We start from the raw sequence: 22,771 nt of genomic DNA, 5'->3' as shown, positions 1-22,771 counted from the left end.
GCTGGGTATTTGTCGAGTGGAACCGGTTCCACTCGACAAATACCCAGCACTCAACGAGGCCGGAGGGGTGGTGGACAGCAGGTGCTCCAGGAGGGTCGTCTTGCCTACGCCGTTCGGGCCCGTCAGCGCAATGCGCTCCGGGCCCTGGAGCACGATCTCCCGGCCGTCCGCACCCCGCAGCACCGCCAGCCGCCGACCCGCCGGCACCCCCGGGTCCGGCAGGTCCACGGAGATCCGGTCGTCGTCGCGCACCGCGCGCTCCGCCTGGTCGACCGCCGCACGCGCGGCCTCGACCTTGTCGTCCAGCATCCCCCGGCGCGACCCCTGCGACTTCTCCGCGCTGTTGCGCCGGTCGTTGACCACCGCCTTGACGTACTTGTTGTTCGCGGCGTCCTTACGGCCCTTGCGCTCGCTGTGCGCGATCCGCTCCTCCGCCTCGATCCGCTGCCGCTTCTCGCGGCGCAGCGTCTGCTCGGCCGCGCGCAGCGACTGCGCCGCAGCCTCCTGCTGCACCTCCAGCCACAAGCGGTACTCCGAGTAGGGGCCGCCGAACGTCGTCAGCGACCCCGCACGCAGCTCGGCCGTCTCGTCCGTCAGCTCCAGCAGCGCCAGGTCGTGCGAGACGACGACGAGCGCACCCCGCCAGCCCCGCACCAGCTCGTACAGGCGCTCGCGGGCGTCGCCGTCGAGGTTGTTCGTCGGCTCGTCGAGCAGGGCGACCGACGCGCTCCCGGTCGACTGGCGCAGCCGGACGCCGGTGATCGCGGTGAGCACCGCCTCGCCGCCGGACAGGCTGGCGACGGACCGGTCCAGCCCGGTGGGCAGGCCGGTGGCCGAGAGCAGGGCGACCGCGCGCTCCTCGACGTCCCAGTCGTCGCCGACGGCGTCGAAGTGCGCGGCGTCGACGTCACCCGACTCGATGGCGCGCAGCGCGCGCACGACGGGCGTGATGCCGAGCAGGTCGGCGACCGTGGCGTGCACGTCGAGGGTGATCCGCTGCGGCAGGTAGTCGGCGGTGCCGCTCAGCGTGATCTTTCCGGACGTGGGTGTGAGCAAGCCCGCGACCAGGCGCAGCAGGGTGGACTTGCCGGCGCCGTTGAGGCCGGTCAGGCCGGTGCGGCCGCGGCCGAAGGAACCGGAGACGTGATCGAGCGCGACGGCGCCGTCAGGCCAGGCGAAGGTGACGTCGTGCAGCACGACAGAAGGATTGAGCAACACAGCAGGACTCCCGGGTGGTGGCGAATGCCGACGCCGGGTACCGCAACGGAGGGTGCAGCAGGGCAGGCGTCAGCGCGAGGTGGTCTCGTACCGGGAGATGCCTGTCATCACAGTCCTTCGGATCGCTCCCTCACACCGCGGAACGCCCGCAGGAGCAGGTGAAATCTTGCCATGGCCTGACGCCGGGGCGCAACGTGACTCACGGCGCCGTTGTCGTGAGCCACGCCGCGCCCCGACGAGATCAGCGCCCGGTCAGGACGGCCCAGCGGATGCGCTCGCTGCGCAGGAACAGCGCGGCCCAGACCGCGACGGCGTACAGGACGGGCGTGAGCGCGTGTGCCACCGAGTCCTCCATGCGGATGTGCGCGGAGACGGCGCCGCCCAGGTAGGCGGTCAGCAGCAGGCCGCCGAGGAACGCCGTCCACGGCACCACGTAGAGCACCACCGCCACCGCCTGCAGCACCCCGATCAGGAGGACGGCGGACGCCGGGTAGCCGATCGCCTCGAACATGCCGACGGACCGCTCGGACTCGGTGAGCTGGCCGTACGCGCCCTGCGCGAGCTGCGCGGCGAGCGCCAGCGTGACGATCCAGCCCGCGAAGGGAGCGGCCCGCATCGCGAGCGACCGCCAGGCGGGTACGGCACGCGGACCGGGGTCCGCGGTGGATCCAGGAGCCGGGGACTGCGCGGCGGTCGGTACGGCGTCGGGCCTGATCGCCTCGGTGGGGCCGGGAGAATCGATGGTCATGTCGTGGTCTCCGTTTCGTGCGACGTCTGCGGCGCGGTCACGGAAACGTACGGCGCGACCCGACCCGGAGAACATGGACCTAACCGTTTAACCGTTCGGGCAGGTCACGGCGCCTCCGCCGTCAGGTAGCGCTGCACGGTGGGTCCGAGCCAGGCGACGACGTCCTTCCTGGACAGGTCCGCGGCGGGGCCGAACTTCAGCACGTACCGCACGAGCGCCATGCCGAGCACCTGCGAGGCCACGAGCGCGGCGCGCCGCGCGGCGTCCTTCCTGGTCACGACGAACCGCTCGGCGAGGGGCAGGATCTGGCCGGCGAACACGTCGCGCATGCGCGCGGCCCCCGCCTCGTTCGTGACGCCGACGCGCAGGAGGGTCTGCAGCACGCTGTCGTTCTCCCACAGGTCGAGGAAGTGCCCGACGAGCACGGCGCCGACGTCGTCGACCGGTGTCACGTCCAGGTCAGGGAGGACGAGCTCGACGTCGATCACCGCCGCGAACAGGCCCTCCTTCGAGCCGTAATAGCGCATGACCATGGACGGATCGATGCCGGCGTCGTGCGCGATGGCGCGAACCGTCGCACGCTCGTACCCGTCGGACGCGAAGCGCTCGCGGGCCGCCTCCAGGATCGCGGCGCGGGTCGCGTCGGAGCGGCGGCGCGGTGTTTCGGTGCCTGTCATGCCAACAACTGTATGCCAACATCCGTTGACTTCAGGCCGGAGCGCTCGCTACGCTGGTCAACAAGCGTTGGCAAACAGCCGTTGGCCGCCCACTCGAGGAGGACATCATGGACACGGACGTCATAGTCGTCGGAGCTGGGCCGACCGGCCTCCTGCTCGCCGGAGACCTCGCCATCGCGGGGACACGCGTCACCGTGCTGGAGAAGCGTCCGGCCGCCCTGAGCAACCTCACCCGCGCGTTCGCCGTCCATGCCCGCAGCCTCGAGGTGCTCGACGCACGTGGCCTCGCGGACGAGCTGGTCGCCAAGGGGCAGCCCGTCCGGGGCCTCCGGCTCTTCCAGAGGCTCACCTTCAGCCTGGCGGACCTGCCGTCGCGGTTCCAGTACGTGCTCGTCGTTCCGCAGTACGAGGTGGAGCGGCTCCTGCGCCGCCGCGCCGAGGAGGCGGGCGCGGTCTTCCGGTACGACACCGAGGTCACCGGGCTCACCCAGGACGCCGACGGCGTCACTGTCGCCACCACCGGCGGCCCGGACCTGCGGGCCAGGTACGTGGTCGGCACGGACGGCGCCCGCTCCACGGTCCGGGAGGCCGTCGGCATCCCGTTCCCCGGCCGCGCCGTCATCCGCTCGATGGTCCTGGCCGACGTCCGGCTGGCCCGCGAGCCCGCCGACGCCCTGACGGTCGCCGTGGCCAACGACTCGCTCGGCTTCCTCGCGCCGTTCGGCGACGGCTGGTACCGGTTCATCGGCTGGCACGGCAACCGCGACGTGAGCGAGGACGAGCCCGTCGACCTCGACGAGGTGCGCTCCATCGCGCGCGCCACCCTGCACGACGACTTCGGCATGTCCGAGCCGCGCTTCCTGTCCCGCTTCCACGCCGACGAGCGGCAGGCGCCGACCTACCGCAAGGGCCGGGTCCTCCTCGCCGGCGACGCCGCGCACGTGCACAGCCCCGCGGGCGGCCTCGGCATGAACACGGGCATGCAGGACGCCGCGAACCTTGGCTGGAAGCTCGCCGCGGCACTCCGGCTGCCCGACGCCGAGGGCGCCGCCGTCCTCGACAGCTACGACGCCGAGCGGCACCCCGTCGGCAAGCAGGTCCTGCGCGCGAGCGGCGGCATCCTGCGGGCGGCGACCAGCCGGGGACCGCTCGCGGCGGTCGCGGGCGCCGTCGGCATCGGCATCGCGTCGCGGGCCGCGCCGATCCGGCGCCGCGCCGCGGGCTTCATCTCCGCCCTGGGCATCGCGTACCCGCGGCCGCGCGGCGCGCACCCCCTGATCGGGACCAGGGCACGCGACCTGCCGCTCGATGGCGGCTCGCGCCTCGCCGAGGCGCTGCGGGTGGGCCAGTTCGTCCTCGTCGCCCCGGCGGGTGCCCCGGCCCCGGAGCTGCCCGCCGCGTTCGGCGAGGTCGACCCCGCCGAACGCGTCCTGACCCGCCGGGCCGACGGCGGCGCCACCACCCTGCTGGTCCGCCCCGACGGCTACGTCGCCGACGCGGCCGCGGGTGCGTGACGACCCGCGGCCGGCCTGTCAGTAGTCGTAGCTGGTGTCGCTGAAGAAGCCTTCCCGGAACTCCGGGATGGTGAACAGCACGCCGATCCCGACGGCCGCGAGGATCGTCAGGCCGATGGTCACCCAGCCGGTGATGATGCCGCCGAGCGCGAGCCCGCCGTTGTTCGCCAGGCCCTCCCGCTGCGCCTTGCGGCTCAGGTATCCCGTGATGAGGGCGGGGATGGCAGCGAGGAACCCGACGAGGCAGCTGAACAGCATGACGACGCTGAGGATGCCCAGCACGAGGGACCACACACCGAGGGCGTTCTTCTCGGGAGGCGCGGTGTACTCGTAGGGCGTGCCGTACTGCGGCGGCTGGGCTTGGTACTGGCCGAGCTGGTTCCCGGGGTCCTGCTGGTACGGCTGCTCGTAGGGCTGCTGGTACGGCTGCTGCTGGTACGGCTGCTGCGGGTCCTGCTGGTACGGGCTCGGAACGCCGGCCTGGCCCGGGGCGGGCGCGGGGTCGGGAACCGGCCCCGGGGTGTTCTGCTGCGGCGGGTCGTACGGCGACTTCCACTCGTCGGGCTGGGTCATGCTCCTACCTTCCACGTCGTGTGTGCCGGGGCGCGGTGTCCCGCGCCGCGCGGCCTGATCGGGGTCATGTCTGGGAGACCGTGAACGCCGCGCCGATGAGCCCGAAGATCAGGATGGCGAGCCACCAGAGCACAAAGGCACCGACCAGCGCCACATTGATCCAGCCCAGGATGAGTCCGGCCGTCGCCGACCCGGGGTTGTTCGCCAGGCCGTCCCGGACCGCCTTCCGGCTGGCGTTCCCGGTGGCGATCGCGACGACGCCGAGGACGAGCGGGCAGAGGATCCAGCTCAGGATGCCGGTCACCAGCGACCACACGCCCAGGTCGTTCTTCGGCGGCGGGGGCGCGTAGCCGTACTGCGGCGGGGGTGCGTACTGGTACTGGGGCGGGCCCTGCGGCGCGTAGGGCTGCAGCTGTGCCGAGGGGTACTGACCTGACGGGTACTGACCTGAGGGGTACTGGCCCGAGGGGTACTGCACGGGCTGGCCCGCAGCGCCTGGGGACGGCTGGCCCGACGGATACTGCACGGGATGCCCGTACGCCGGGCCGGCGGGCGGCGACGACGGCACGGGCGGGGGCATCGGCGGGGACTGCGGCTGCTCCCCGGGCGGCTGCGGGACAGCCGGCTGGTTCGGCGAGTCGTTCGGGGAGTACCCGTCGTCGGGCTGGGTCATCGTGCTGCCTTCCGGGCTCAGCCGCGCCACGCGGCGCGGACGGGAGAGGACGGGTCAGCCCGCCGCACCTCCGAGGGAGAACTCACCTCGGATGCGGCGGGCCGACCGACGGCTGGGAGAGGACTCAGCCGTTCTCGAGGTTCTCGAGCTCGTCCATGAGCTCCTCGAGCTCAGGATCCATGGTCTGACCGGTGTCGCCGAGATCCTGCTCGTAGCTCTCCTGGAGCTCCTGCTCGATGCTGTCCTGGAACGCCGGGTCGTTGACGGCCGTGGCGGCCATGATCGCGCCGACGGCGAGGAAGCCGACCAGGACCGTGGTCCACGCGATGCCGACCCAGCCCGCGATGATGCCCACGAGGCCCATGGCGCCGTTGTCGGCCTGGCCCTCCCGCTGGGCCTTGCGGCTCTTGTGACCGGTGACGATCGCCGCGATACCGGTGAGGATGCCGCAGCCCAGCACGGCCAGGATGCCCAGCACGAGCGACCACACGCCGAGGTTGTTCTTCGGCAGCGGTGCGGCCCCGTAGGGGGCGGGCTGGCCACCCTGTGCGTAGACCGGCGCCTGCTGCTGGTACGGCTGCTGCTGGTACTGCTGCGGGTACTGCTGCTGCTCGTACGGCTGCTGCTGGTACGGCGCGGGCTGCCCGGGAACTGCGCCCGGCGGCGGTGTGGCCGGCTGCCCCTGCTCGGGCTGCGGCTGCTGCGGCGGGTCGTAGGGCGACTGGCCGCCGTCAGGCTGGGTCATCGTGCTGCCTCTCTGCTTACGGTGGGCCTGTGCTGGTGCGGCCCGGAGGAGCCAAACCTACAGGCAGAGGCCCCGTGCGGCGGGAAAGCCGCACGGGTAGATCTACCCAAGGTCCACGCAGGTCAGAGGCTCAGTAGTCGCTGTAGCGGTCCATGTCGTTCATGTTGCCCCAGTCGCCCCAGTCGCCGAAGCCACCGGACAACAGCCCGGCCGCCAGCAGGACGAAGAAGAGCACTATGCCGACGACCACCAGCGCCACGTTGACCCAGCCCAGGATCAGGCCGGCGGTGCCCATCCCGCGGTTGTTCGCCAGGCCCTGGTCGGCGGCCTTACGACTCATGGTCCCCGTGATGATCGCGGCGATGCCGAGCAGCAGCGGGCAGAACACGAAGCTCAGGATGCCCGTGATCAGCGACCAGACGGCCAGGTCGTTCTTGGGCGGGGACTGCGCGTATCCCTGCTGGGACGTCACGGGGGCTCCCGGCTGGCCGTAGGGGGCGTTCGGCTGACCGTAGGGGGCCACCGGCTGACCGGAGGGCACGTTCGCGCCGCTCTGCTCGGAGGGGGCGCCTGTGCCGGGACCGGCCGGGGCCGGCTCCTGCGGGGCGCCCGCCGGTTCCTCCGCGCCCCGCGAGGCATCAGGCAGAGGCTGCGTGGGCGGCGTCTCGGGATCCGGCGTGGGCTCGTACGGCGTGCCACCGTCGTTCTGGGTCATCAGGCTGCCTTCCTGCTCACAGAGCCAGAGGGCGTCGGGACCGGCGCCCCTCCACCACTTAACCAGCCTGAGCGCAGACCTGCGCGGCAAACGTGCAGATCAGATGTGCTGCCACGTCTCGACCTCGTGCGCCAGGACGAAACCGAGCCGCTCGTAGACGCGGCGCGCGGCGACGTTGTCGTCGTACAGCCCGAGCGTGACCAGCCCGTGCCCGGCGACGCCGTCCGCGGTCATGCGCGCCGTCAGTGCGCCCGCGTACCCCCGGCCGCGGAACGCGGGCAGGGTCCCGATCGAGCCCAGGTGGACGCCGCCGCCCGGGACCGGGGTGGCCGATCCGGCGGCGACGAGCGTGCCGGCGGGTCCTCGTGGAGCGGCCGACGGCAGTCGTGCCCCGTACCAGTGGGCGCGGCGGGCGGCGGGACCGCGCACGGCCTGACGCGCGCCCGGGTTGGCCTCGGCGAGCAGGTCCGCGATCTCGTCGGCGTCGCGGTCCAGGTCGAGCTCGACCACGGCCGCCCTGCCGGGATCGAGCACGGGAGGCGCGGTCTCCGTGACCATCCTGTCCCAGGTGGCGGCGGGCCCGAGGCCCCAGCCGGAGAGGATCTCCCCGGCCAGGGCCCCGGTACCGCGGGTCGCCGACACGCTCCGGACCGTGCCGTCGGGCACGATCGCGCCCAGCAGCCTCGCCAGCCGCTCCGGCTCGCCGACGGCGGTGAACGCCATGCCCGTCTGCTCGCCCGTCAGGTCTGCGAGCTCGACGACGGCAGCCGCACCGGCGTCGTCCGGCCCGGTGCTGTCCGTCCACGACCGCGTGACCTCGGAGAAGGCCCGAGAGCGCACCCGGAGGAAAACGTGGTCGAGCCCGTGGCCGCCCAGCCGGGTCACGCGCGGGCGGCCGCCACGGGCGCGGCGTCGTCCGGCGTGAAGTCCACGCCGGCCTCCTTGCGCTGCTCGGGCGTGATCGGGGCCGGCGCCGCGGTCAGCGGGTCGTACCCGCCGCCCGACTTCGGGAACGCGATGACGTCGCGGATCGACGGCGACTTCGTCAGCAGCGCCACGATGCGGTCCCAGCCGAACGCGATGCCGCCGTGCGGCGGGGCGCCGAACGCGAAGGCGTCGAGCAGGAAGCCGAACTTCTCCTCGGCCTCCTCGTGCCCGATGCCCATCACCTCGAAGACGCGCTCCTGCACGTCCCGGCGGTGGATACGGATCGAGCCACCGCCGATCTCGTTGCCGTTGCACACGATGTCGTACGCGTAGGCCAGGGCCTCGCCCGGCTTCTTCTCGAACGTGTCGATCCACTCCGGGGTCGGCGACGTGAAGGCGTGGTGGACGGCGGTCCAGGCGGACGAGCCGAGGTCGACGTCGTCGTCCTCGCCGGCCGGCTTGAACAGGGGCGCGTCCACGACCCACACGAACGACCAGGCGTCCTCGTCGATCTCGCCGGTCTTGTGCGCGATCTCGAGCCGGGCCGCGCCGAGCAGGGCGCGCGCCTCCGACGTCTTGCCCGCGGCGAAGAACACGGCGTCGCCCGGGGCCGCGCCCGTCACCGTGGCGAGGTGCTCGCGCTCGCCGTCGGACAGGTTCTTGGCGACCGGGCCGCCCAGCTCGCCCTCCTCCGAGAACGTCACGTACGCGAGGCCGCGCGCGCCGCGCTGCTTGGCCCACTCCTGCCAGGCGTCGAACTGGCGCCGCGGCTGCGCTGCCCCGCCCTTCATGACGACGGCGCCCACGTACTCCGCCTGGAACACGCGGAACGGCGTGTTCTTGAAGTAGTCGGTGAGCTCGACGATCGGGTTGCCGAACCGCAGGTCCGGCTTGTCCGTGCCGTACAGGCGCATCGCCTCGTGGAAGGTGATGCGCGGGATCGGCGTCGTGATCTTGTGGCCGATCAGGTCCCACAGCGCACCGAGGATCTGCTCGGCCAGGGCGATCACGTCGTCCTGCTCGACGAAGCTCATCTCGACGTCGAGCTGCGTGAACTCCGGCTGCCGGTCCGCGCGGAAGTCCTCGTCGCGGTAGCAGCGGGCGATCTGGTAGTAGCGCTCCATGCCGCTGACCATCAGGAGCTGCTTGAACAGCTGGGGCGACTGCGGCAGGGCGTACCAGGAGCCGGGCGCGAGGCGGGCCGGGACGAGGAAGTCGCGGGCGCCCTCCGGCGTCGAGCGGGTGAGGGTCGGGGTCTCGATCTCGACGAAGTCCTGAGCGTCGAGCACGGCGCGCGCGGCCTGGTTCACCTTGGAGCGCAGCCGGAGCGCGGCGGCCGGAGCGGGACGGCGCAGGTCCAGGTAGCGGTGCTTGAGGCGCGCCTCCTCGCCGATCACCTCGGTGTCGGCGAGCGCGGTCGACACCTGGAACGGCAGCGGGGCAGACTCGTTGAGCGTGACGACCTCGGTCGCGACGATCTCGATCTCGCCGGTGGCGAGGTTCGGGTTGGCGTTGCCCTCGGGGCGGCGGCCGACCTCACCGGTCACCTGCAGCACGTACTCGGCGCGCAGCGGGTGGGCGATCTCCTCGTCGCGGACGACGACCTGGGCGATGCCGGACGCGTCGCGCAGGTCGATGAAGGCCACTCCCCCGTGATCACGGCGGCGATCGACCCAGCCCGTGAGGGTGACGGTCTGGCCGATGTGCTCGGCTCGTAGTGAGCCGGCCGTGTGGGTGCGGAGCACGGAGAGGTTCCTTTCGTACGGAAGGTGGGTTCGTCGTCGGGCACCCTGCCGGGCGGGACGACGACGTGTGGGGCGCCCGAGGGCGCGCTCAGAGTCTAGTCGTTTGGGCCGACCGGCGAGCTCCGCCCTGTGGACAACCCGTCAGGCGGACGATCCGGCCGGAACTGAGCGGCCCATCCTCCGCCGAGGGCGAACTTTTTCGTGGCGTTGCCGCTTTCAGGTCAGTATTCTCGCTGCTCAGTAGTGGTGTCGGACGATGGCCCGGGCGGGCCGCGGATGGACGGGAGGTGTGGGTCGATGGCTGATCTGCGGATTGATCTGGATGCGGTGCGTGAGCTGGGGTCGAGTTTGACGACGGTGGCGAACGAGTTCGAGAACGCGAATGCGAACAGTGATCGGATCGCGGATGCGGTGGGTCATGAGGGGCTCTCGGGTGTGGTGCGTGATTTTGCGCATAAGTGGGATGACACGCGGGCGAAGATGACGGAGAACTTGCGGAAGCTGGCGGATGCGTCGACGCAGGTGGCGCAGGCGTTCACGGATATCGACAAGCAGCTGGGTCAGTCGCTTGAGGGTGAGAGTGCGGCTCCGTCGTCGACGGGTCCGCAGTGAGGCCGTCTGACTGGTCGCCGGTGGGGTTGGACTCCGATCCGACGCCGGGTGATCCGGTGCTGGTGCTCTCCGGTGGGCAGGAGTATCAGGAGGTTGCGCGGTCGATCGACAACGCCGCGTCGGCGATGTCTCGGCTGGATGTGGACGGGACGATCTCGCAGGCTGTGGATTCTCTGATGGAGGCCAAGGAAGACACCATCGGTGAGATCCGTAAGGCCCACTCCCGGTATGTGGCGGCCGGTGACGCGTTGATCGGGTATGCCTCGGCGTTGGAGCGGGTGCAGGGCGAGACGTTGGCGGCGTTGGAGCGGGCCAGGGATGCGCAGGACGCTGCGCAGTCGGCGTCGGGGTCCAAGGACCGGTGGCAGGAGCTGGCCGACTCGGCGAAGGACGAGACGGAGAAGCAGGAGTACCAGCAAAAAGCCGACCAGGCCGGTGGGGACGCCGACGAGGCAGCCGGGACGATCTCCAGCGCGAAGGGCACCGTCGAGTCCGCCGTCTCCGACCGGGACCGCGCCGCGGAGCATGCGGTCGACCGCATCGAGGAGATCACCTCATCCGACGACCTGAACGACGGGTGGTGGGACAACTGGGGTTCCAAGCTGGTCGCCGCGATCGCGGACATCGCCGACATGATCTCCACCATCGCGGGGATCCTCGCGATCGTCGTCGCGTTCATCCCCGTCGTGGGCACCGCCCTGGCCGGAGTACTCATAGTGATAGCGGCGGTGGCGGCGATCGTCAGTGCGGTCGCGAACATCACCCTGGCCGCCACGGGTGAGCGTTCCTGGGCTGAGGCTGGGATCGCGATCGCCGGGGCCGCCCTCTCGGTGATCGGTCTGGGTGCCGCTGCCAAGGCCGCGACCGGGCTGTCCAAGGCCATCGCCAAGGGAGCGTTCAAGGGCGGCTTCAAGCAGGGCATGAAGAACGCCTGGTGCAAGTTCAGGTTCGGCGCATGCTTCACCGCTGGGACGATGATCCGCACCGCGGACGGCGAGAAGCCGATCGAGGAGATCCAGGTCGAGGACAAGGTCTGGGCCCGGAACGTGGCCACCGGTCGGGACGAGCTGCGCATCGTCGAGGAGACGTTCGTACGGCACACGACGGCCCTCCACCACCTCACCATCGCCGGCGCGATCCTCACCACGACCGCAGAGCACCCGTTCATGGTGCACGAGCGAGGCTGGACCACGGCCGCCGACCTTCGCCCCGGGGACATGCTCGTCACCGCGAACGGTCCCGTAGCGCTCGACAGCATCGACGTCGAGGCGCGATCGGAAACCGTCTACAACTTCCGCGTGGCGACGGACCATACCTACTATGTCCTCGCTGGCGACGTGCCCGTGCTCGTCCACAACTCGGGTGGCTACAGCGAGCCCGTTCAGAACATCCTTGATGCGCTGTCGCACGGGGTGAACAGCGCCAACCCGATCGGCGACGGGACGGCCCTGGCAGCCGCCAACAACGAGGTCCTCACGGGGCAGCTGACCGAGGGCGTGGATCACGTCAAGAGCACGCAGCAGTACCAGAACCGCCTCATCAAGATGAGGGACGGCGTGCCGATCGGACCGTCCCGCAGCAAGGCCAAGGTGATCCCGCTGACCGACGTCGACAGACCCGCCGTCAAGGGAATGATCTCGGCGATCGACGACGCGCACGCCGGGCAGTACAAGGGAAGCCTGGGCGCCTACGGAATTGGTGGTTGCAAGTGACACAGTCCGACGAGAGCTTCGCCCTCGAGCTAGCCGAGGCCTTCCCCAGCCTCGGCGAGAACATCGACTTCTACTACGACGATCCGGACACGTTCCTCGCCCACGTCTACTTTGGTGTGGACGTGACGCCGAAGGTAGTGGCGGCGTACGTGGCGGACGCCACCGGGGACTCGACCGCCGACCAGCTCGACTGGCGTGCGGTGCTCAGGTTCCTCAACGACCATCTCCGAGCCGGAGACGAGGCGGTGAAGACCGTGATCGGTACGTCATTCCTGTTCCAGCTGCCGAACCCCGGTCAGGCCGGCTACGCCATCGTGGACGAGCTTTACGACGAGCTGGCCCGCCTCTTCAAGCTGGCCAGGCCGAACGGCTGATCGCCTCCACGGCGTCCCGACCACAACGACCACAGGAGATAAACAGGCATGACGGATGTTCCAGCCCAGGAAGGCGCCACACAGCCCGACGGTCAGCGGCCCCCCGCCTCCGTCGCCCCGCGGTCCGACGTCGGGTCTGTGGCGCTCGCCCTCGCCCTCGCCACCGGCGACCGCGCCGCCGTCGGCCGGAACCTGCGGGACGACGTGGTCGTCGTCCCGATCCTCGATCGCGAGGACGGCACGCCCCAGGTACAGGTGTTCCCCACGCCGGAGGGCTCGGACAAGCCCTACCAGCTGCACCTGTTCTCCTCGACGCAGACGCTGTCGGCGTTTCTCCAGGACGCCCCCGACCGGGCCTTCAGCCTGCGCCGTCGCGATTCGCTGGCCCCCTTCATCACCCGGCACGGCGCCGCGCTGCAGCAGGTGGTCATCGACCCCGCGGGGCCCAGCGCCATGACGTTCGAGGTCAAGGAGGTCCTGGCCGCGCTCGACCCCGAGCCGCCCGCCGACGACCCGACCGGCCTGTTCGACGAGACGGGCACCGGGATCAGCGGCGAGGCTCTGCACGCCCTGGGCACGGTCGACGACCCCGGCGGGTATCGCGGCATCGGCATCGAGCTGAACCTGCCCGACCACTGGGCCATGATCGAGCTCGACGAGCCCGAGCAGCGTGAGCGCCAGATCCGCGAGATCGTCAAGCAGCAGACGGTCAAGCTGGGCGACCGCTCCGCTCCCCTGCGCCGCGACCTGCGCGAGAAGATGATCGAGGTCGCCGACAAGGCCGAGGCCGCCGGCGGCAAGATCATGGCCTACCTGCTGCTCCCCGGCGACGCCGCCACCCTCGCCCTGAACCTGACCCTCTACTGGCACGACCTCGGGCCCGAGGCCGGGACGGCGAGCCACCTGCAGCGGGTACAGGACCGTCTCAACTCCGACCTCGGGCAGGAGGGCGTCCTGACCCGCACCGAGACGCTGTCCGGGCCGTTCCTCCGGCACATCCGGCAGAGCCAGGGCGCGGAGGAGGTCGGCGGCCAGGATCTCCCCCTGCTCCTGATCGACTACTGGGCCGAGGCACCCGGCAAGCAGTCCATCGCCCGGCTCGCGTTCTCGACCCCGCACATCGGAATCCGGGACGAGATCCTGCGGCTCACGGACAAGGTGCTGTTCTCCACCGAGTGGATCCTCGGGCAGCCGAGCGAGGACGCGCCGGCGGCCGTGGCGGGCGCACCGGACCCGGCAGGCCCCGGTCCCGAGGCTCCCAGCCCGGCCACGCCCGCGCCGTCCGCCCCGAGCCCCGCCGGCGTCTGACCGCTCCGTCCTGGGCATGCGCACCTGGCGTAGCCTGCTGCGCATGCCCAGGACAATCGCCACCAACTCCACAGTGACCCGCGACGAGCTCCTCGAGTTCCTCCGCTCGCGCCGCAACGGGATCCTCGTGACCAGCCGGGCCGACGGCGCCCCGCAGCTCAGCCCCGTCACGTACGGCGTCGACCCGGAGGGGCGCGTCGTCGTCTCGACGTACCCGGAGCGCGCGAAGGCGAGGAACCTGAAGGAGCGGCCGGCGGCGTCGTTCATGGCGCTCGGCGAGGGCTTCAACGAGGCGTGGGTCCAGGTGGACGGCACCGCCGAGGTGCTGGACATCCCCGAGTCGGTGGAGCCGCTGGTCGACTACTTCCGCGCGGCCGCGGGCAAGGAGCACCCGGACTGGGACGAGTACCGTGCGGCGATGGTCGAGCAGGGCAAGTCGCTGGTGCGCATCACCATCGAGCGCTGGGGGCCGGTGGCGACGGGCGGGTTCCCGGCGCGTCTCGTGCAGGGCTGACCCGGCCGCCGACGCCGGCCCGTCAGTCGTCCGTCTCGTCGTCGCCCAGCCGGCGGATCACCCGGTAGCACAGCCACGTCACGCAGGCGCTGGCCACCCCGACAAGGACGGCGCGGGCGGGCACCTGCCGCGGCCAGCCCTCGTCGGGCCAGGCGGCAAACCACGCCACGAGGTGCGCCGCGCCGTAGAGCGTCCCGCCCGCCCCTGCGAGCAGCACCAGGACCACCACCACGACGAGGCCCTGCCTGCCGAATGCGGCGGCAATCCGCGCGAGCCTGTCGTCCTCGACCATGAGTACCTGTCCGGGTTCATCCGTGTGGGCAGGGCTGCCCGTCGCCCGCCCGAGGACCCCTGACTGGAGGCTACTGCCGCCGCGGATCGCGGGCTGGCTGACCGGCGCCGCCGACCGGGTGAAGTTCGGGGAACCGTCCCGACCGGTGTCTCGCCGGCGGTCACCGCGCGCCGCCGCTCCCCCGGACCTGCGACCATATGGGGGTGCGAGAGATCAGGCAGAGCCGCAAGCTGAAGTCCGTCCGGTACGACGTCCGGGGTCCGATTCTCGAGGAGGCGTACCGGCTGGAGGCCGAGGGCCACAAGATCCTCAAGCTGAACATCGGCAACCCGGCGCCGTTCGGTTTCGACGCGCCCGAGGCAATCCTCGCGGACATGATCCACCACCTGCCCGAGGCGCAGGGCTACAGCGACAGCCGCGGCATCTACTCGGCCCGCACCGCCGTCGCGAACTACTACCAGACGCACGGCCTCGACACCCGCGTCGAGGACGTGTACATCGGCAACGGCGTCTCCGAGATGATCGGCATGGTGCTGCAGGCCCTGATCGACGACGGCGACGAGGTGCTGGTCCCCGCGCCCGACTACCCGCTGTGGACCGGGGCCGTAAGCCTGCAGGGCGGCCGGCCCGTCCACTACCGCTGCGACGAGGACAACGGCTGGAACCCGTCCCTGGAGCACATCGAGTCGCTGATCACCCCCGCCACCAGGGCGCTGGTGATCATCAACCCGAACAACCCGACCGGCGCCGTGTACAGCGAGGCCACGGTCAAGGGGCTGGCGGAGCTGGCGCGCAGGCACGACCTGGTCCTGCTGAGCGACGAGATCTACGAGAAGATCCTGTTCGACGGTGCGACCCACCACCACACGGCCACGTTCGCCGGCGACGACGTCCTGACGATCACGTTCAGCGGGCTGTCCAAGGCCTACCGGATCGCCGGCTACCGGTCGGGCTGGGCCATGATCTCCGGCCCCAAGCACCGCGCGGCCGACTTCCTCGAGGGCCTGACCCTCGTGTCGAACATGCGCATGTGCGCCAACGTGCCGGCCCAGCACGCCATCCAGACGGCGCTCGGCGGCTACCAGTCGATCGAAGAGCTCATCGTGCCCGGCGGACGGTTCTACGAGCAGTCCATGCTCGCCGACAAGCTGCTCAACGAGATCCCCGGCGTCACGTCCGTGCGCCCGCGCGGCGCGCTGTACTGCTTCCCGCGCCTGGACCCCGAGATGTACCCGATCGACGACGACGAGGCGTTCGTCATCGGGCTGCTGCGCGACAAGAAGATCCTGGTCACGCACGGGACCGGGTTCAACTGGCCGGAGCCGGACCACTTCCGCCTGGTGACCCTGCCCGACGTCGACGTGCTCACCGAGGCGATCGGCCGGATTGCGGAGCACCTGGAGATGCTCCGCGCCTGACTGCGCTCGCGCTGGCGGTCGGCGCTCGCGCTGGTCGCCGCTTCCCACCTGATCGCTCTCAGGCGAGCGAGGTCAGCATCGTGCTGGCGGTATGCTTCCTGTCGTGCTTCTCCGATCGATCAACTGGTGGCTCGCCTCCTAGGCGGCCCTCCCGATCGATCCTTCAATCGGCCGCCTCGACGAGGCGGCCGTTCGCTGTTCAACAGCGTCTGTCTCGGCGGGGCCCTTACGGCAAGGACGCCCATGCCACACGCAGAGCCTCGACTCCGACCCGATCAGCACGCGGTCACGACCGGTATCGCCGATGTCCCGGACGATCGGATGTGGCCCGCCGCCCTCGACCACGTGGTCCGCGGCCATGACCTCACCGCAGTTGATGCGAACCGGGTCATGCGCCGGGTCGTGCGCGGTGAGGCGACCCCGGCTCAGATCGCCGGCCTCTTGACCGCTCTCCGCACCAAGGGCGAAACATCGGTGGAGATCACCGGCTTCGTAGAGGCGCTCCAGGAGAGCGCTGTTCGTGTTGACATCCCTGGACCAACGGTCGATATCGCCGGCACGGGAGGAGACGGAACCGGCGCGGTCAACGTGTCGACCATGGCAGCGATCGTTGCGGCTGCGGCCGGCAGCACAGTCGTCAAACATGGCGGGAGGTCTGCGTCATCGAGGACCGGAGGAGCTGCCGACCTGGTCGAACACCTCGGCATCCCCCTGGACCTGACCCCTGATCAGGCGAGGCAGGCGGCAGCGAACGCGGGCATCGTGTTCCTCTTCGGGCCCCGGTTCAATCCCGGCCTGCGACATGCCATCGACGCGCGCCGAGAGCTTGGCATCCTGACCGTGTTCAACACACTCGGCCCTCTGATCAACCCCGCGGACCCTCAGTACCGGGTGGTTGGAGTCGCAGACGCACGAATGGCCCCCACTGTTGCCGAGGTACTGGCCGCACGTGGACGCACCGGTCTCGTCGTGCGCGGTCGCGACGGTCTGGACAAGTTCACCACCGTGACCACGTCAGACGTATGGATCGTACGGGACGGCGCGATCTCGACGACCGTACTCGACCCCGGTGAGCTCGGTCTGTATCGGGCCGACCCGGCGGACCTTCGCGGAGGAACCGCTGCAGACAATGCAGGCACCTTCCGTGCCCTCCTCGAAGGCAGGACCGGCCCGATCCGCGACGTGGTCCTCCTGAATGCTGCCGCAGTGATGACAGCGACAGCTCTGACCCGGGAGCCGTTGGTCGAGCAGCTCGGGCGCGCCATGAGCAAGTGCGCGGCCGCAGTCGACGACGGCTCTGCGAGCGCGGCACTCCAACGCCTTGTCGCAATCTCCGCTTCGTAGCTCCGCGCCTGACTGCTCCCGGGCGGGCGCGCGCGCCGGCGCGCGGCGACTTTCGTTCAGCACAGCACTTTCTGCCAGGCGCGGCGGGATCCTGGCAGCAACTGCTGTGCTGAACGACCGTCAGTCTGCGGCACTCAGCGCCGAGGTCAACGTTCGGCGTCGGCCAGCCGCGCGTGGGTGTGCATGTCGTGATGGCCGTCCGCGTGCAACGCCGAGCCGAAGCGCGTCCCCTCCGGCGCGAAGCCCGCCTTCTCCGCGACGCGGCACGACGCGGCGTTCAGCGTCGAGTGCTCGAGCTCCAGGCGCCGGAAGCCCCTACCGAACGCCCATCGCGTGGCGGCGTCCACGGCCCGGGGTGCCAGACCCCGACCGCGAGCGGCAGGGACAGTCCAGTACGCGATGGTGGCGACGCCGTCGAACAGGGCGAGGCTCTTGAGCCCGAGCCGCCCGAGCAGCGTCCCGTCGGCATCGGCGACCGCCCATTCCAGACGTCGCTCCTCCGCCCATGCGGCTCGCCAGTCCACGATCATCTCGCGCGCCTCGTCCAGCGAGTCCAGGGCGCGCACGTGCCAGCGCTGGATGGCGGGGTCGGCATACGCGGCCCGCAGAGCCGGCGCGTCGGCGTCGGCCCAGGGGCGCAGCACCGCGCCGCCGCCCAGTGACAGCGTGGGCTGCGGCACGCCGGCGAGCGCGCCGGGCGCGACCGTGTACGAGACGAGTTCGGTCATGGCCACACCGTAGGCGCCACAGGTCAGGTCAGTCAGGCACTGCGTGCACGTCGCCGGAGCGGGCGATCGCCCGCAGGTGGGCCCGCGCCTGGCGCACCACCGGGTTGGCCGCCCTGCGGGCGGCCAGGTCCACGAGGGCTACCAGGTCTGCGGCACGCGCCAGGTCGGTTGCCCGACGGCGGCCGGGCTCGCCGGCACCCGACCTCTCGTTCGCGCCCGTGTCCGTGTCCGTGCCCGTCTCCGTGTCGACGTTCGCGCCCGTGCCGGTGGCCGCGCTTGCGTCCAGGCCCGCGAGGAAGCCGTCCAGGACACCCTCGACGTATGCCGGCTCCCGGTCGAAGCGCAGGAGGTTTCCCAGGTCGGTGGCCGGGTGCCCGGCGTGCGCGAACTCCCAGTCGAGCACGCCGGTGACCTGGAGGGTCGCCGGGTCGACCAGCACGTTCTTCGGGTTCAGGTCGCTGTGCACCAGGCAGGGCGGGGCGCCGGCCAGGTCGGAGGCGGCGCGCTCGGCGAGGGCACGGAGCGAGGCGACCTCACCGTCGGACCAGTCGTCCTCGGCCAGCCGGTGCGCGTGGGCATCGACCCAGTCGGGCAGCCAGAGGTGGAACGGCTCGATCCGCAGATGTGCGTCCACGAACATGCCGGCGCGCGGCATCGGGATCGCGGCCAGCGTCCCGGCGACGCCGCCGAGCGCGCGGCCGATGGTGCGCAGGTCGGTGGTCCGGCCACCGGCATCCCCGCCGCCTCCCACCAGTCGCGCGAGTGCCAGATCGCCGCGCTCCCCCGGCAGCAGCTCCGTGACGAGCAGCCCAGGGAGGCCGGCGTCGCCGTCGTGCACCATGCGCACGACCGGGACCGGAAGTACGTCGCGGACCGAGTCCAGCAGCGCCGCCTGGATGCGCGCGGCACCCGGCGCGTGCCGCGCATCGGCGAAGTACCGGACCACGAGCCGGTCCTCGCCCCGGCCGTGCGAGGGGACGGCGACGAACGTCTCGCCCGACCACCCGCCCCCGAGCGGTTCCAGGGAGTAACCAGCAAGGCGCGGGTCGTCGATCACGAACCAGCTCCGAACTCTGTCTCGAGCACTCGCGCGGCGGCCGCCCGGACCCGATGGTTCTCGTCGCCGAGCAGGTCCTCGACCTTGCCGCCCGGATCATCGAGGCCATGGGCGCGGATCACCTTCAGCGCCATCTCTCGCACGCGCCAGTGCGGGTCGTCCAGGGCCGCGAGCACCACCCCCGGCCGGTCCGGCGGCCCGATGTGCAGCAGGGTCCGCGCCGCCCAGGTGCGATGCCAGTACTCGTCCCACTCGGCGGAGCCCCCGATCCAGCCCCACGGCGGATCACCGTCGTCTCCGGGGCCGGCGTTGCCTGCGAGGACCTCCTCGCACCAGCGCACGACGACGGCGCGGCCCAACCGCTCGACAGCCGTCTCGGCCAGCCGCCGTGGGTGCAGGCGCGCGGCGGGCGGGAGCGGGCATTCCATCAGAACAGGGTCTCGCTTCCGACGTCGGCGACCAAGGACGCCGCGCCGGTTCCGTCGGCGCGCACGCCGGTGAAGGCGCCGCGCGGGTAGTCGCCCTCCTGGTGCTGGTCGACCTCGTCGGCGCCGGCGGTCGCACCGTCGTCCCCGCCGGCTGCCCGGACGCGGTGCATGGCGGCGCCGCCCAGCCCGCGTTCGTCGATCAGCGGACGCACCCGATCCCAGAGCCAGTCCCGGTAGCCCTTGTGCGCGTACGAGCCGCGTGCGTAGACCCGGCCGTAGCCCTCGACGAGGTGCGGATGGGACCGTTCGAGCCAGCCCAGGTACCACTCACGGGCGCCGGGCCGCAGATGGAGGGGCAGCACGGTGACGCCGGTGGCGCCCGCGTCGACCAGGGTGTCGAGGAGTCGTTCGAGGTGCGCGAGCGAGTCGGTCAGCCACGGCAGGACCGGCGCGACCATGACCCCGCACGGCAGGCCCGCGGCCCGGATCGCGCGGATCAGGTCGAGCCGGGCGCGCGGCGACGGCGTGCCGGGCTCGACCGCCTGCTGCAACTCCTCGTCGGCGAAGGCCAGCGACACCCCCAGCCCGATGTCGACCCGCTCGGCCGCCTGGGCCAGCAGCGGCAGGTCGCGCCGCAGGAGCGTGCCCTTGGTCAGGATCGAGAACGGCGTGCCCGAGTCCGCGAGCGCCGAGATGATGCCGGGCATCAGCTTGTAGCGACCCTCGGCCCGCTGGTACGGGTCGGTGTTGGTGCCGAGCGCGACGGCCTCGTGGGTCCAGGACGGCTTGGCGAGCTCGGCGCGCAGCACCTGGTCGGCGTTGACCTTGACGACGACCTGGGAGTCGAAGTCGTGCCCGGCGTCCAGGTCGAGATATTCGTGGGTATTTCGGGCAAAACAGTAATAACAGGCATGAGTGCAGCCACGATAGGGGTTGACCGTCCACCGGAACGGCATCTGCGACGCCGCCGGAACCTTCGACAGCGCGCTCTTGGCCAGTACCTCGTGGAAGGTCACGCCCGCGAACTCCGGCGACCGGACGGTGCGGAGCAGGCCGGCGGTGCGCAGCTCGGGCAGCTCGAGCCCGGGCAGCGCACCGTCGTCGTGATTGATCGCCTGACCGTTCCATCGCATACCCGATTCGAACACTCGTTCGAACGGGCGTCAAGTTGGTACGCCCTCGGCGTAGGGCGCCGGGCGGTCAGCCGTTCGCGACCACCCTCGGCCACCGGTCCTCCGCCGGCGGCTCCCACGTCGCGGCGGCGGCGTCGACCTGGTCGCCGGAGCGGATGTCCTTGACCTGGTCCGCCCCGCGCCCGCCGTCCTCGCCCACGGAGCCCGGGAACCACACGAACGGGATCCCGCGGCGGTCCGCGTACTTGATCTGCTTGCCGAACTTCGCGGCGCTCGGGGCCACCTCGACCGGGATGTCCCGGGCCCGCAGGGCCGTGGCCACGGCGTCGGAGGCGGCGCGATCCTCCTCGGACGCCACCGCGACCAGCACCGCCGACGGCACCGAGCGCGTCGCGCGCACCAGCTCCGCCGACAGGAGCCGCGACACCAGGCGAGAGACGCCGATCGACAGCCCGACGCCCGGGTAGGTGTTCTTGCCGTCGGAAGCGAGCGTGTCGTAGCGGCCCCCCGAGCAGACCGAGCCGAGCTGCTCGTGGCCCACCAGCACCGTCTCGTACACCGAGCCCGTGTAGTAGTCGAGGCCGCGCGCGATCTTCAGGTCCGCGACGACCACGCCCGGCGCGCGCTCGGAGGCCGCGGCGATCAGCGCGCCCAGCTCGGCCAGGCCGGTCTCCAGCAGCTCCGTCACCGCGCCGTACGACTCGGCGAGGGCACGGACCTCGGCGATCACCCCGACGTCGGACCCCGAGATCGACGCGAGCGCCAGGCAGGCCTTGGCCTGGTCCTCGGTGGCACCGCACTCGGTGACGAGCAGTCCCGAGACCTTGTCGGGCCCGATCTTGTCGAGCTTGTCGATCTGGCGCAGCACGCCCTCGACGTCCTCCAGGCCGACGCCGCGGTAGAAGCCCTCGGCGACCCTGCGGTTGTTCACCAGGATCCGCACGGGCGGCAGGCCGATCCCGGACAGCGCGCCGAGCGCCTCCGCGATGACCAGCGGAACCTCGACCTCGAAGTGGTACGGCAGCTCGCCCGCGCCGACGACGTCGATGTCGGCCTGGATGAACTCGCGGAAGCGGCCCTCCTGCGGGCGCTCGCCGCGCCATACCTTCTGGATCTGGTAGCGCTTCAGGGGGAACGGGAGGCGGCCGGCGTTCTCCAGGACGTAGCGCGCGAACGGCACGGTCAGGTCGAAATGCAGGCCGAGCTGCTTCTCGGAGCCGGCGCGCGCGGCGCCGTCCTCCTCCTGCAGCCGGGACAGCACGTAGACCTCCTTGGAGGTCTCCCCCTTGCGCAGCAGCTGGTCCAGCGGCTCCACGGCCCGCGTCTCGATCCCGGCGAACCCGTGCAGCTCGAAGGTGTGGCGCAAGGTGTCGAGCACGTGCTGCTCGACGATGCGACCGTCAGGGAGCCATTCGGGGAAACCGGAGAGAGGAGTGGGCTTTGCCATGCCTCAAATCCTCCCACGAGCGCGGGGTGGTCAGCCCTGCTTTTCCACAGCCGCCGCCTCGACCAGCCGCTCGAGCACGTCCAGCTCCCCGCGCTCGTGCCAGGCCAGCCGCCGGAGCACCTTCACGCTGGTCCAGCTCCCGTGCTGGTCCGACGCCGACGCCAGGTCCGGCGCCATCTGCGACACCACGCGGCGCACGTGGGCGCCGGACTGCTCGAGCTCGGTCACGAGGTCGTTCGCCCGCTCGCGCGCGGGGAGCCCGAGCAGCGGCAGGTAGTAGCGGGACTCCGTGTCGGCGATGTGCAGCGCGAGCTGCCCCACGGTGTGCCACCAGGCATAGACCGGGAGCACCCGGTCGGGGTCGCGGTACGCCAGCACGCGGGCCGGCGCGTCGCGCACCAGCTCGAGGGTCCTGGCCCGCATACGGTCGAGGATCCCGAGCGTCGCCTCCCGCTCCGCCTCCGACGCCGGCACGCGGTCCCGGTCGAACACCGTCTCGTCCCCGGACCTGGCGCGGTCGACGCGCTCGACGACCTTCAGCGTCCCCGCGTCGAGCGCATCGGTGCCGAGTCCGCAGCGGGTGGCGAGGTCGGCCAGCGCCGCGTCGTCGTCGGGCCCCTGGCCGCAGGTTCCCCAGTGGTCGAGGTCGAACGTCCACGCCGCCGACCAGCCGTCCACGGCCATCCCGGCATGCTGGTCGACGTAGGCCTTCATGCGCGGTCCGCGGCGAGGAACGCGTCGGACTCCGGCTCGCGCGCCACAGCGGTGCCGGGACCCTGACCCGGTACGACCGCTGCGCGAAGCTCCACGGCGTCCACGCTAGCGGCTGGCGTCGTCCCTGACAGGACCCTTCTTCACCCCGATGCGGA

The 22,771-nt window shown here is 71.4% G+C and carries 24 protein-coding genes; 8 read left to right on the top strand and 16 right to left on the bottom strand.

The genetic code is table 11. From position 1 onward, the window contains the following. The 3 genes from ACFT2C_RS09720 to ACFT2C_RS09710 form a co-directional block, all read right to left on the bottom strand. Positions 1–1,197, bottom strand: a 1,197-nt coding sequence (locus ACFT2C_RS09720) for an ATP-binding cassette domain-containing protein (RefSeq protein WP_377206832.1), incomplete at its 3' end; no start/stop codon positions are given. A gap of 262 nt (positions 1,198–1,459) precedes the next feature. After that, positions 1,460–1,966, bottom strand: coding sequence for a DoxX family protein (locus ACFT2C_RS09715; protein ID WP_377206831.1), 507 nt, complete (start codon positions 1,964–1,966; stop codon positions 1,460–1,462). A gap of 104 nt (positions 1,967–2,070) precedes the next feature. Then, positions 2,071–2,643, bottom strand: coding sequence for a TetR family transcriptional regulator (locus tag ACFT2C_RS09710; RefSeq protein ID WP_377206830.1), 573 nt, complete (start codon positions 2,641–2,643; stop codon positions 2,071–2,073). A gap of 107 nt (positions 2,644–2,750) precedes the next feature. Between ACFT2C_RS09710 and ACFT2C_RS09705 the strand changes: the two genes are divergently transcribed. Further along, the gene (locus ACFT2C_RS09705; RefSeq protein ID WP_377206829.1) at positions 2,751–4,157 is read left to right on the top strand and encodes an FAD-dependent oxidoreductase; all 1,407 of its coding nucleotides are present in this window, start codon (positions 2,751–2,753) and stop codon (positions 4,155–4,157) included. 18 nt (positions 4,158–4,175) lie between these two features. On the opposite strand, the gene ACFT2C_RS09700 is transcribed toward ACFT2C_RS09705, so the two are convergent. From ACFT2C_RS09700 to aspS, 6 genes are all read right to left on the bottom strand, one after another. Beyond that, positions 4,176–4,730, bottom strand: a complete 555-nt coding sequence (locus tag ACFT2C_RS09700; protein ID WP_377206828.1) for a DUF4190 domain-containing protein — start codon at positions 4,728–4,730, stop codon at positions 4,176–4,178. 64 nt (positions 4,731–4,794) lie between these two features. Beyond that, on the bottom strand, positions 4,795–5,403 hold the full coding sequence (locus ACFT2C_RS09695) for a DUF4190 domain-containing protein (RefSeq protein ID WP_377206827.1): 609 nt from the start codon (positions 5,401–5,403) through the stop codon (positions 4,795–4,797). A 124-nt stretch (positions 5,404–5,527) separates the two neighbouring features. Beyond that, complete coding sequence (locus tag ACFT2C_RS09690; protein WP_377206826.1) at positions 5,528–6,148, bottom strand: DUF4190 domain-containing protein; 621 nt, start codon at positions 6,146–6,148, stop codon at positions 5,528–5,530. A 130-nt stretch (positions 6,149–6,278) separates the two neighbouring features. Next, positions 6,279–6,863, bottom strand: coding sequence for a DUF4190 domain-containing protein (locus tag ACFT2C_RS09685; RefSeq protein WP_377206825.1), 585 nt, complete (start codon positions 6,861–6,863; stop codon positions 6,279–6,281). 99 nt (positions 6,864–6,962) lie between these two features. Then, a complete protein-coding gene (locus ACFT2C_RS09680) occupies positions 6,963–7,703 on the bottom strand; it encodes a GNAT family N-acetyltransferase (protein WP_377206824.1) in 741 nt (246 codons plus the stop codon). Between the two features lie 41 nt (positions 7,704–7,744). Beyond that, positions 7,745–9,535 (bottom strand): aspartate--tRNA ligase, encoded by a 1,791-nt coding sequence (gene aspS, locus ACFT2C_RS09675; protein WP_377206823.1) that lies wholly within the window; start codon positions 9,533–9,535, stop codon positions 7,745–7,747. A gap of 297 nt (positions 9,536–9,832) precedes the next feature. Between aspS and ACFT2C_RS09670 the strand changes: the two genes are divergently transcribed. From ACFT2C_RS09670 to ACFT2C_RS09650, 5 genes are read left to right on the top strand one after another with little or no spacing between them, the layout of a single operon-like run. After that, positions 9,833–10,147, top strand: a complete 315-nt coding sequence (locus ACFT2C_RS09670) for a hypothetical protein (protein ID WP_377206822.1) — start codon at positions 9,833–9,835, stop codon at positions 10,145–10,147. 20 nt (positions 10,148–10,167) lie between these two features. Next, positions 10,168–11,859, top strand: a complete 1,692-nt coding sequence (locus ACFT2C_RS09665; protein ID WP_377206821.1) for a polymorphic toxin-type HINT domain-containing protein — start codon at positions 10,168–10,170, stop codon at positions 11,857–11,859. After that, positions 11,856–12,233, top strand: coding sequence for a hypothetical protein (locus ACFT2C_RS09660; RefSeq protein ID WP_377206820.1), 378 nt, complete (start codon positions 11,856–11,858; stop codon positions 12,231–12,233). The genes ACFT2C_RS09665 and ACFT2C_RS09660 overlap by 4 nt, the downstream gene beginning before the upstream one ends. A 48-nt stretch (positions 12,234–12,281) precedes the next feature. After that, positions 12,282–13,541: an SseB family protein gene (locus ACFT2C_RS09655; protein WP_377206819.1), complete on the top strand. Its 1,260-nt coding sequence runs from the start codon at positions 12,282–12,284 to the stop codon at positions 13,539–13,541. A gap of 43 nt (positions 13,542–13,584) precedes the next feature. After that, positions 13,585–14,055 carry a PPOX class F420-dependent oxidoreductase gene (locus ACFT2C_RS09650; protein ID WP_377206818.1) on the top strand — a complete coding sequence of 157 codons (471 nt, stop codon included), beginning with the start codon at positions 13,585–13,587 and terminating at the stop codon, positions 14,053–14,055. 22 nt (positions 14,056–14,077) lie between these two features. On the opposite strand, the gene ACFT2C_RS09645 is transcribed toward ACFT2C_RS09650, so the two are convergent. After that, complete coding sequence (locus ACFT2C_RS09645; RefSeq protein ID WP_377206817.1) at positions 14,078–14,347, bottom strand: hypothetical protein; 270 nt, start codon at positions 14,345–14,347, stop codon at positions 14,078–14,080. A 197-nt stretch (positions 14,348–14,544) separates the two neighbouring features. Between ACFT2C_RS09645 and ACFT2C_RS09640 the strand changes: the two genes are divergently transcribed. Together ACFT2C_RS09640 and trpD are read left to right on the top strand one after the other, a co-directional pair. Beyond that, the gene (locus ACFT2C_RS09640) at positions 14,545–15,765 is read left to right on the top strand and encodes a pyridoxal phosphate-dependent aminotransferase (protein ID WP_377206816.1); all 1,221 of its coding nucleotides are present in this window, start codon (positions 14,545–14,547) and stop codon (positions 15,763–15,765) included. Positions 15,766–16,008: 243 nt separating this feature from the next. Beyond that, positions 16,009–17,109, top strand: coding sequence for an anthranilate phosphoribosyltransferase (gene trpD, locus ACFT2C_RS09635; protein WP_377206815.1), 1,101 nt, complete (start codon positions 16,009–16,011; stop codon positions 17,107–17,109). 146 nt (positions 17,110–17,255) lie between these two features. On the opposite strand, the gene ACFT2C_RS09630 is transcribed toward trpD, so the two are convergent. The 6 genes from ACFT2C_RS09630 to ACFT2C_RS09605 form a co-directional block, all read right to left on the bottom strand. Further along, positions 17,256–17,837: a GNAT family N-acetyltransferase gene (locus ACFT2C_RS09630; RefSeq protein ID WP_377206814.1), complete on the bottom strand. Its 582-nt coding sequence runs from the start codon at positions 17,835–17,837 to the stop codon at positions 17,256–17,258. Between the two features lie 28 nt (positions 17,838–17,865). Next, positions 17,866–18,894, bottom strand: coding sequence for a phosphotransferase family protein (locus ACFT2C_RS09625; protein WP_377206813.1), 1,029 nt, complete (start codon positions 18,892–18,894; stop codon positions 17,866–17,868). Beyond that, positions 18,891–19,322, bottom strand: coding sequence for a HEAT repeat domain-containing protein (locus ACFT2C_RS09620; RefSeq protein ID WP_377206812.1), 432 nt, complete (start codon positions 19,320–19,322; stop codon positions 18,891–18,893). The genes ACFT2C_RS09625 and ACFT2C_RS09620 overlap by 4 nt, the downstream gene beginning before the upstream one ends. Next, the gene (locus ACFT2C_RS09615; protein WP_377206811.1) at positions 19,322–20,455 is read right to left on the bottom strand and encodes an Rv2578c family radical SAM protein; all 1,134 of its coding nucleotides are present in this window, start codon (positions 20,453–20,455) and stop codon (positions 19,322–19,324) included. Before ACFT2C_RS09615 ends, ACFT2C_RS09620 begins: the two co-directional genes overlap by 1 nt. 67 nt (positions 20,456–20,522) lie before the next feature. Further along, positions 20,523–21,902: a histidine--tRNA ligase gene (hisS, locus tag ACFT2C_RS09610; RefSeq protein ID WP_377206810.1), complete on the bottom strand. Its 1,380-nt coding sequence runs from the start codon at positions 21,900–21,902 to the stop codon at positions 20,523–20,525. Between the two features lie 30 nt (positions 21,903–21,932). Beyond that, positions 21,933–22,616, bottom strand: coding sequence for a DinB family protein (locus ACFT2C_RS09605; protein WP_377206809.1), 684 nt, complete (start codon positions 22,614–22,616; stop codon positions 21,933–21,935). Positions 22,617–22,771: the final 155 nt, after the last annotated feature.

This window comes from Promicromonospora sp. NPDC057138, from assembly GCF_042670845.1.
In the GTDB taxonomy this organism is placed as follows: Bacteria; Actinomycetota; Actinomycetes; order Actinomycetales; family Cellulomonadaceae; genus Promicromonospora.
Note: the sequence above shows the minus strand (reverse complement) of the source record. Positions and strands in the feature narration are given on the sequence as shown.

Excerpts from the sequence above, each read along its gene's own strand:
- ACFT2C_RS09705 (WP_377206829.1), top strand. The coding sequence starts at position 2,751 with ATGGACACGGACGTCATAGTCGTCGGAGCTGGGCCGACCGGCCTCCTG.
- ACFT2C_RS09650 (WP_377206818.1), top strand. The coding sequence starts at position 13,585 with ATGCCCAGGACAATCGCCACCAACTCCACAGTGACCCGCGACGAGCTC.
- trpD (WP_377206815.1), top strand. The coding sequence starts at position 16,009 with ATGCCACACGCAGAGCCTCGACTCCGACCCGATCAGCACGCGGTCACG.
- ACFT2C_RS09630 (WP_377206814.1), bottom strand. The coding sequence starts at position 17,837 with ATGACCGAACTCGTCTCGTACACGGTCGCGCCCGGCGCGCTCGCCGGC.
- ACFT2C_RS09670 (WP_377206822.1), top strand. The coding sequence starts at position 9,833 with ATGGCTGATCTGCGGATTGATCTGGATGCGGTGCGTGAGCTGGGGTCG.
- ACFT2C_RS09615 (WP_377206811.1), bottom strand. The coding sequence starts at position 20,455 with ATGCGATGGAACGGTCAGGCGATCAATCACGACGACGGTGCGCTGCCC.
- ACFT2C_RS09715 (WP_377206831.1), bottom strand. The coding sequence starts at position 1,966 with ATGACCATCGATTCTCCCGGCCCCACCGAGGCGATCAGGCCCGACGCC.
- ACFT2C_RS09710 (WP_377206830.1), bottom strand. The coding sequence starts at position 2,643 with ATGACAGGCACCGAAACACCGCGCCGCCGCTCCGACGCGACCCGCGCC.
- hisS (WP_377206810.1), bottom strand. The coding sequence starts at position 21,902 with ATGGCAAAGCCCACTCCTCTCTCCGGTTTCCCCGAATGGCTCCCTGAC.
- ACFT2C_RS09640 (WP_377206816.1), top strand. The coding sequence starts at position 14,545 with ATGGGGGTGCGAGAGATCAGGCAGAGCCGCAAGCTGAAGTCCGTCCGG.
- ACFT2C_RS09690 (WP_377206826.1), bottom strand. The coding sequence starts at position 6,148 with ATGACCCAGCCTGACGGCGGCCAGTCGCCCTACGACCCGCCGCAGCAG.
- ACFT2C_RS09695 (WP_377206827.1), bottom strand. The coding sequence starts at position 5,403 with ATGACCCAGCCCGACGACGGGTACTCCCCGAACGACTCGCCGAACCAG.
- ACFT2C_RS09645 (WP_377206817.1), bottom strand. The coding sequence starts at position 14,347 with ATGGTCGAGGACGACAGGCTCGCGCGGATTGCCGCCGCATTCGGCAGG.
- ACFT2C_RS09605 (WP_377206809.1), bottom strand. The coding sequence starts at position 22,616 with ATGAAGGCCTACGTCGACCAGCATGCCGGGATGGCCGTGGACGGCTGG.
- ACFT2C_RS09620 (WP_377206812.1), bottom strand. The coding sequence starts at position 19,322 with ATGGAATGCCCGCTCCCGCCCGCCGCGCGCCTGCACCCACGGCGGCTG.
- ACFT2C_RS09700 (WP_377206828.1), bottom strand. The coding sequence starts at position 4,730 with ATGACCCAGCCCGACGAGTGGAAGTCGCCGTACGACCCGCCGCAGCAG.
- ACFT2C_RS09685 (WP_377206825.1), bottom strand. The coding sequence starts at position 6,863 with ATGACCCAGAACGACGGTGGCACGCCGTACGAGCCCACGCCGGATCCC.
- ACFT2C_RS09655 (WP_377206819.1), top strand. The coding sequence starts at position 12,282 with ATGACGGATGTTCCAGCCCAGGAAGGCGCCACACAGCCCGACGGTCAG.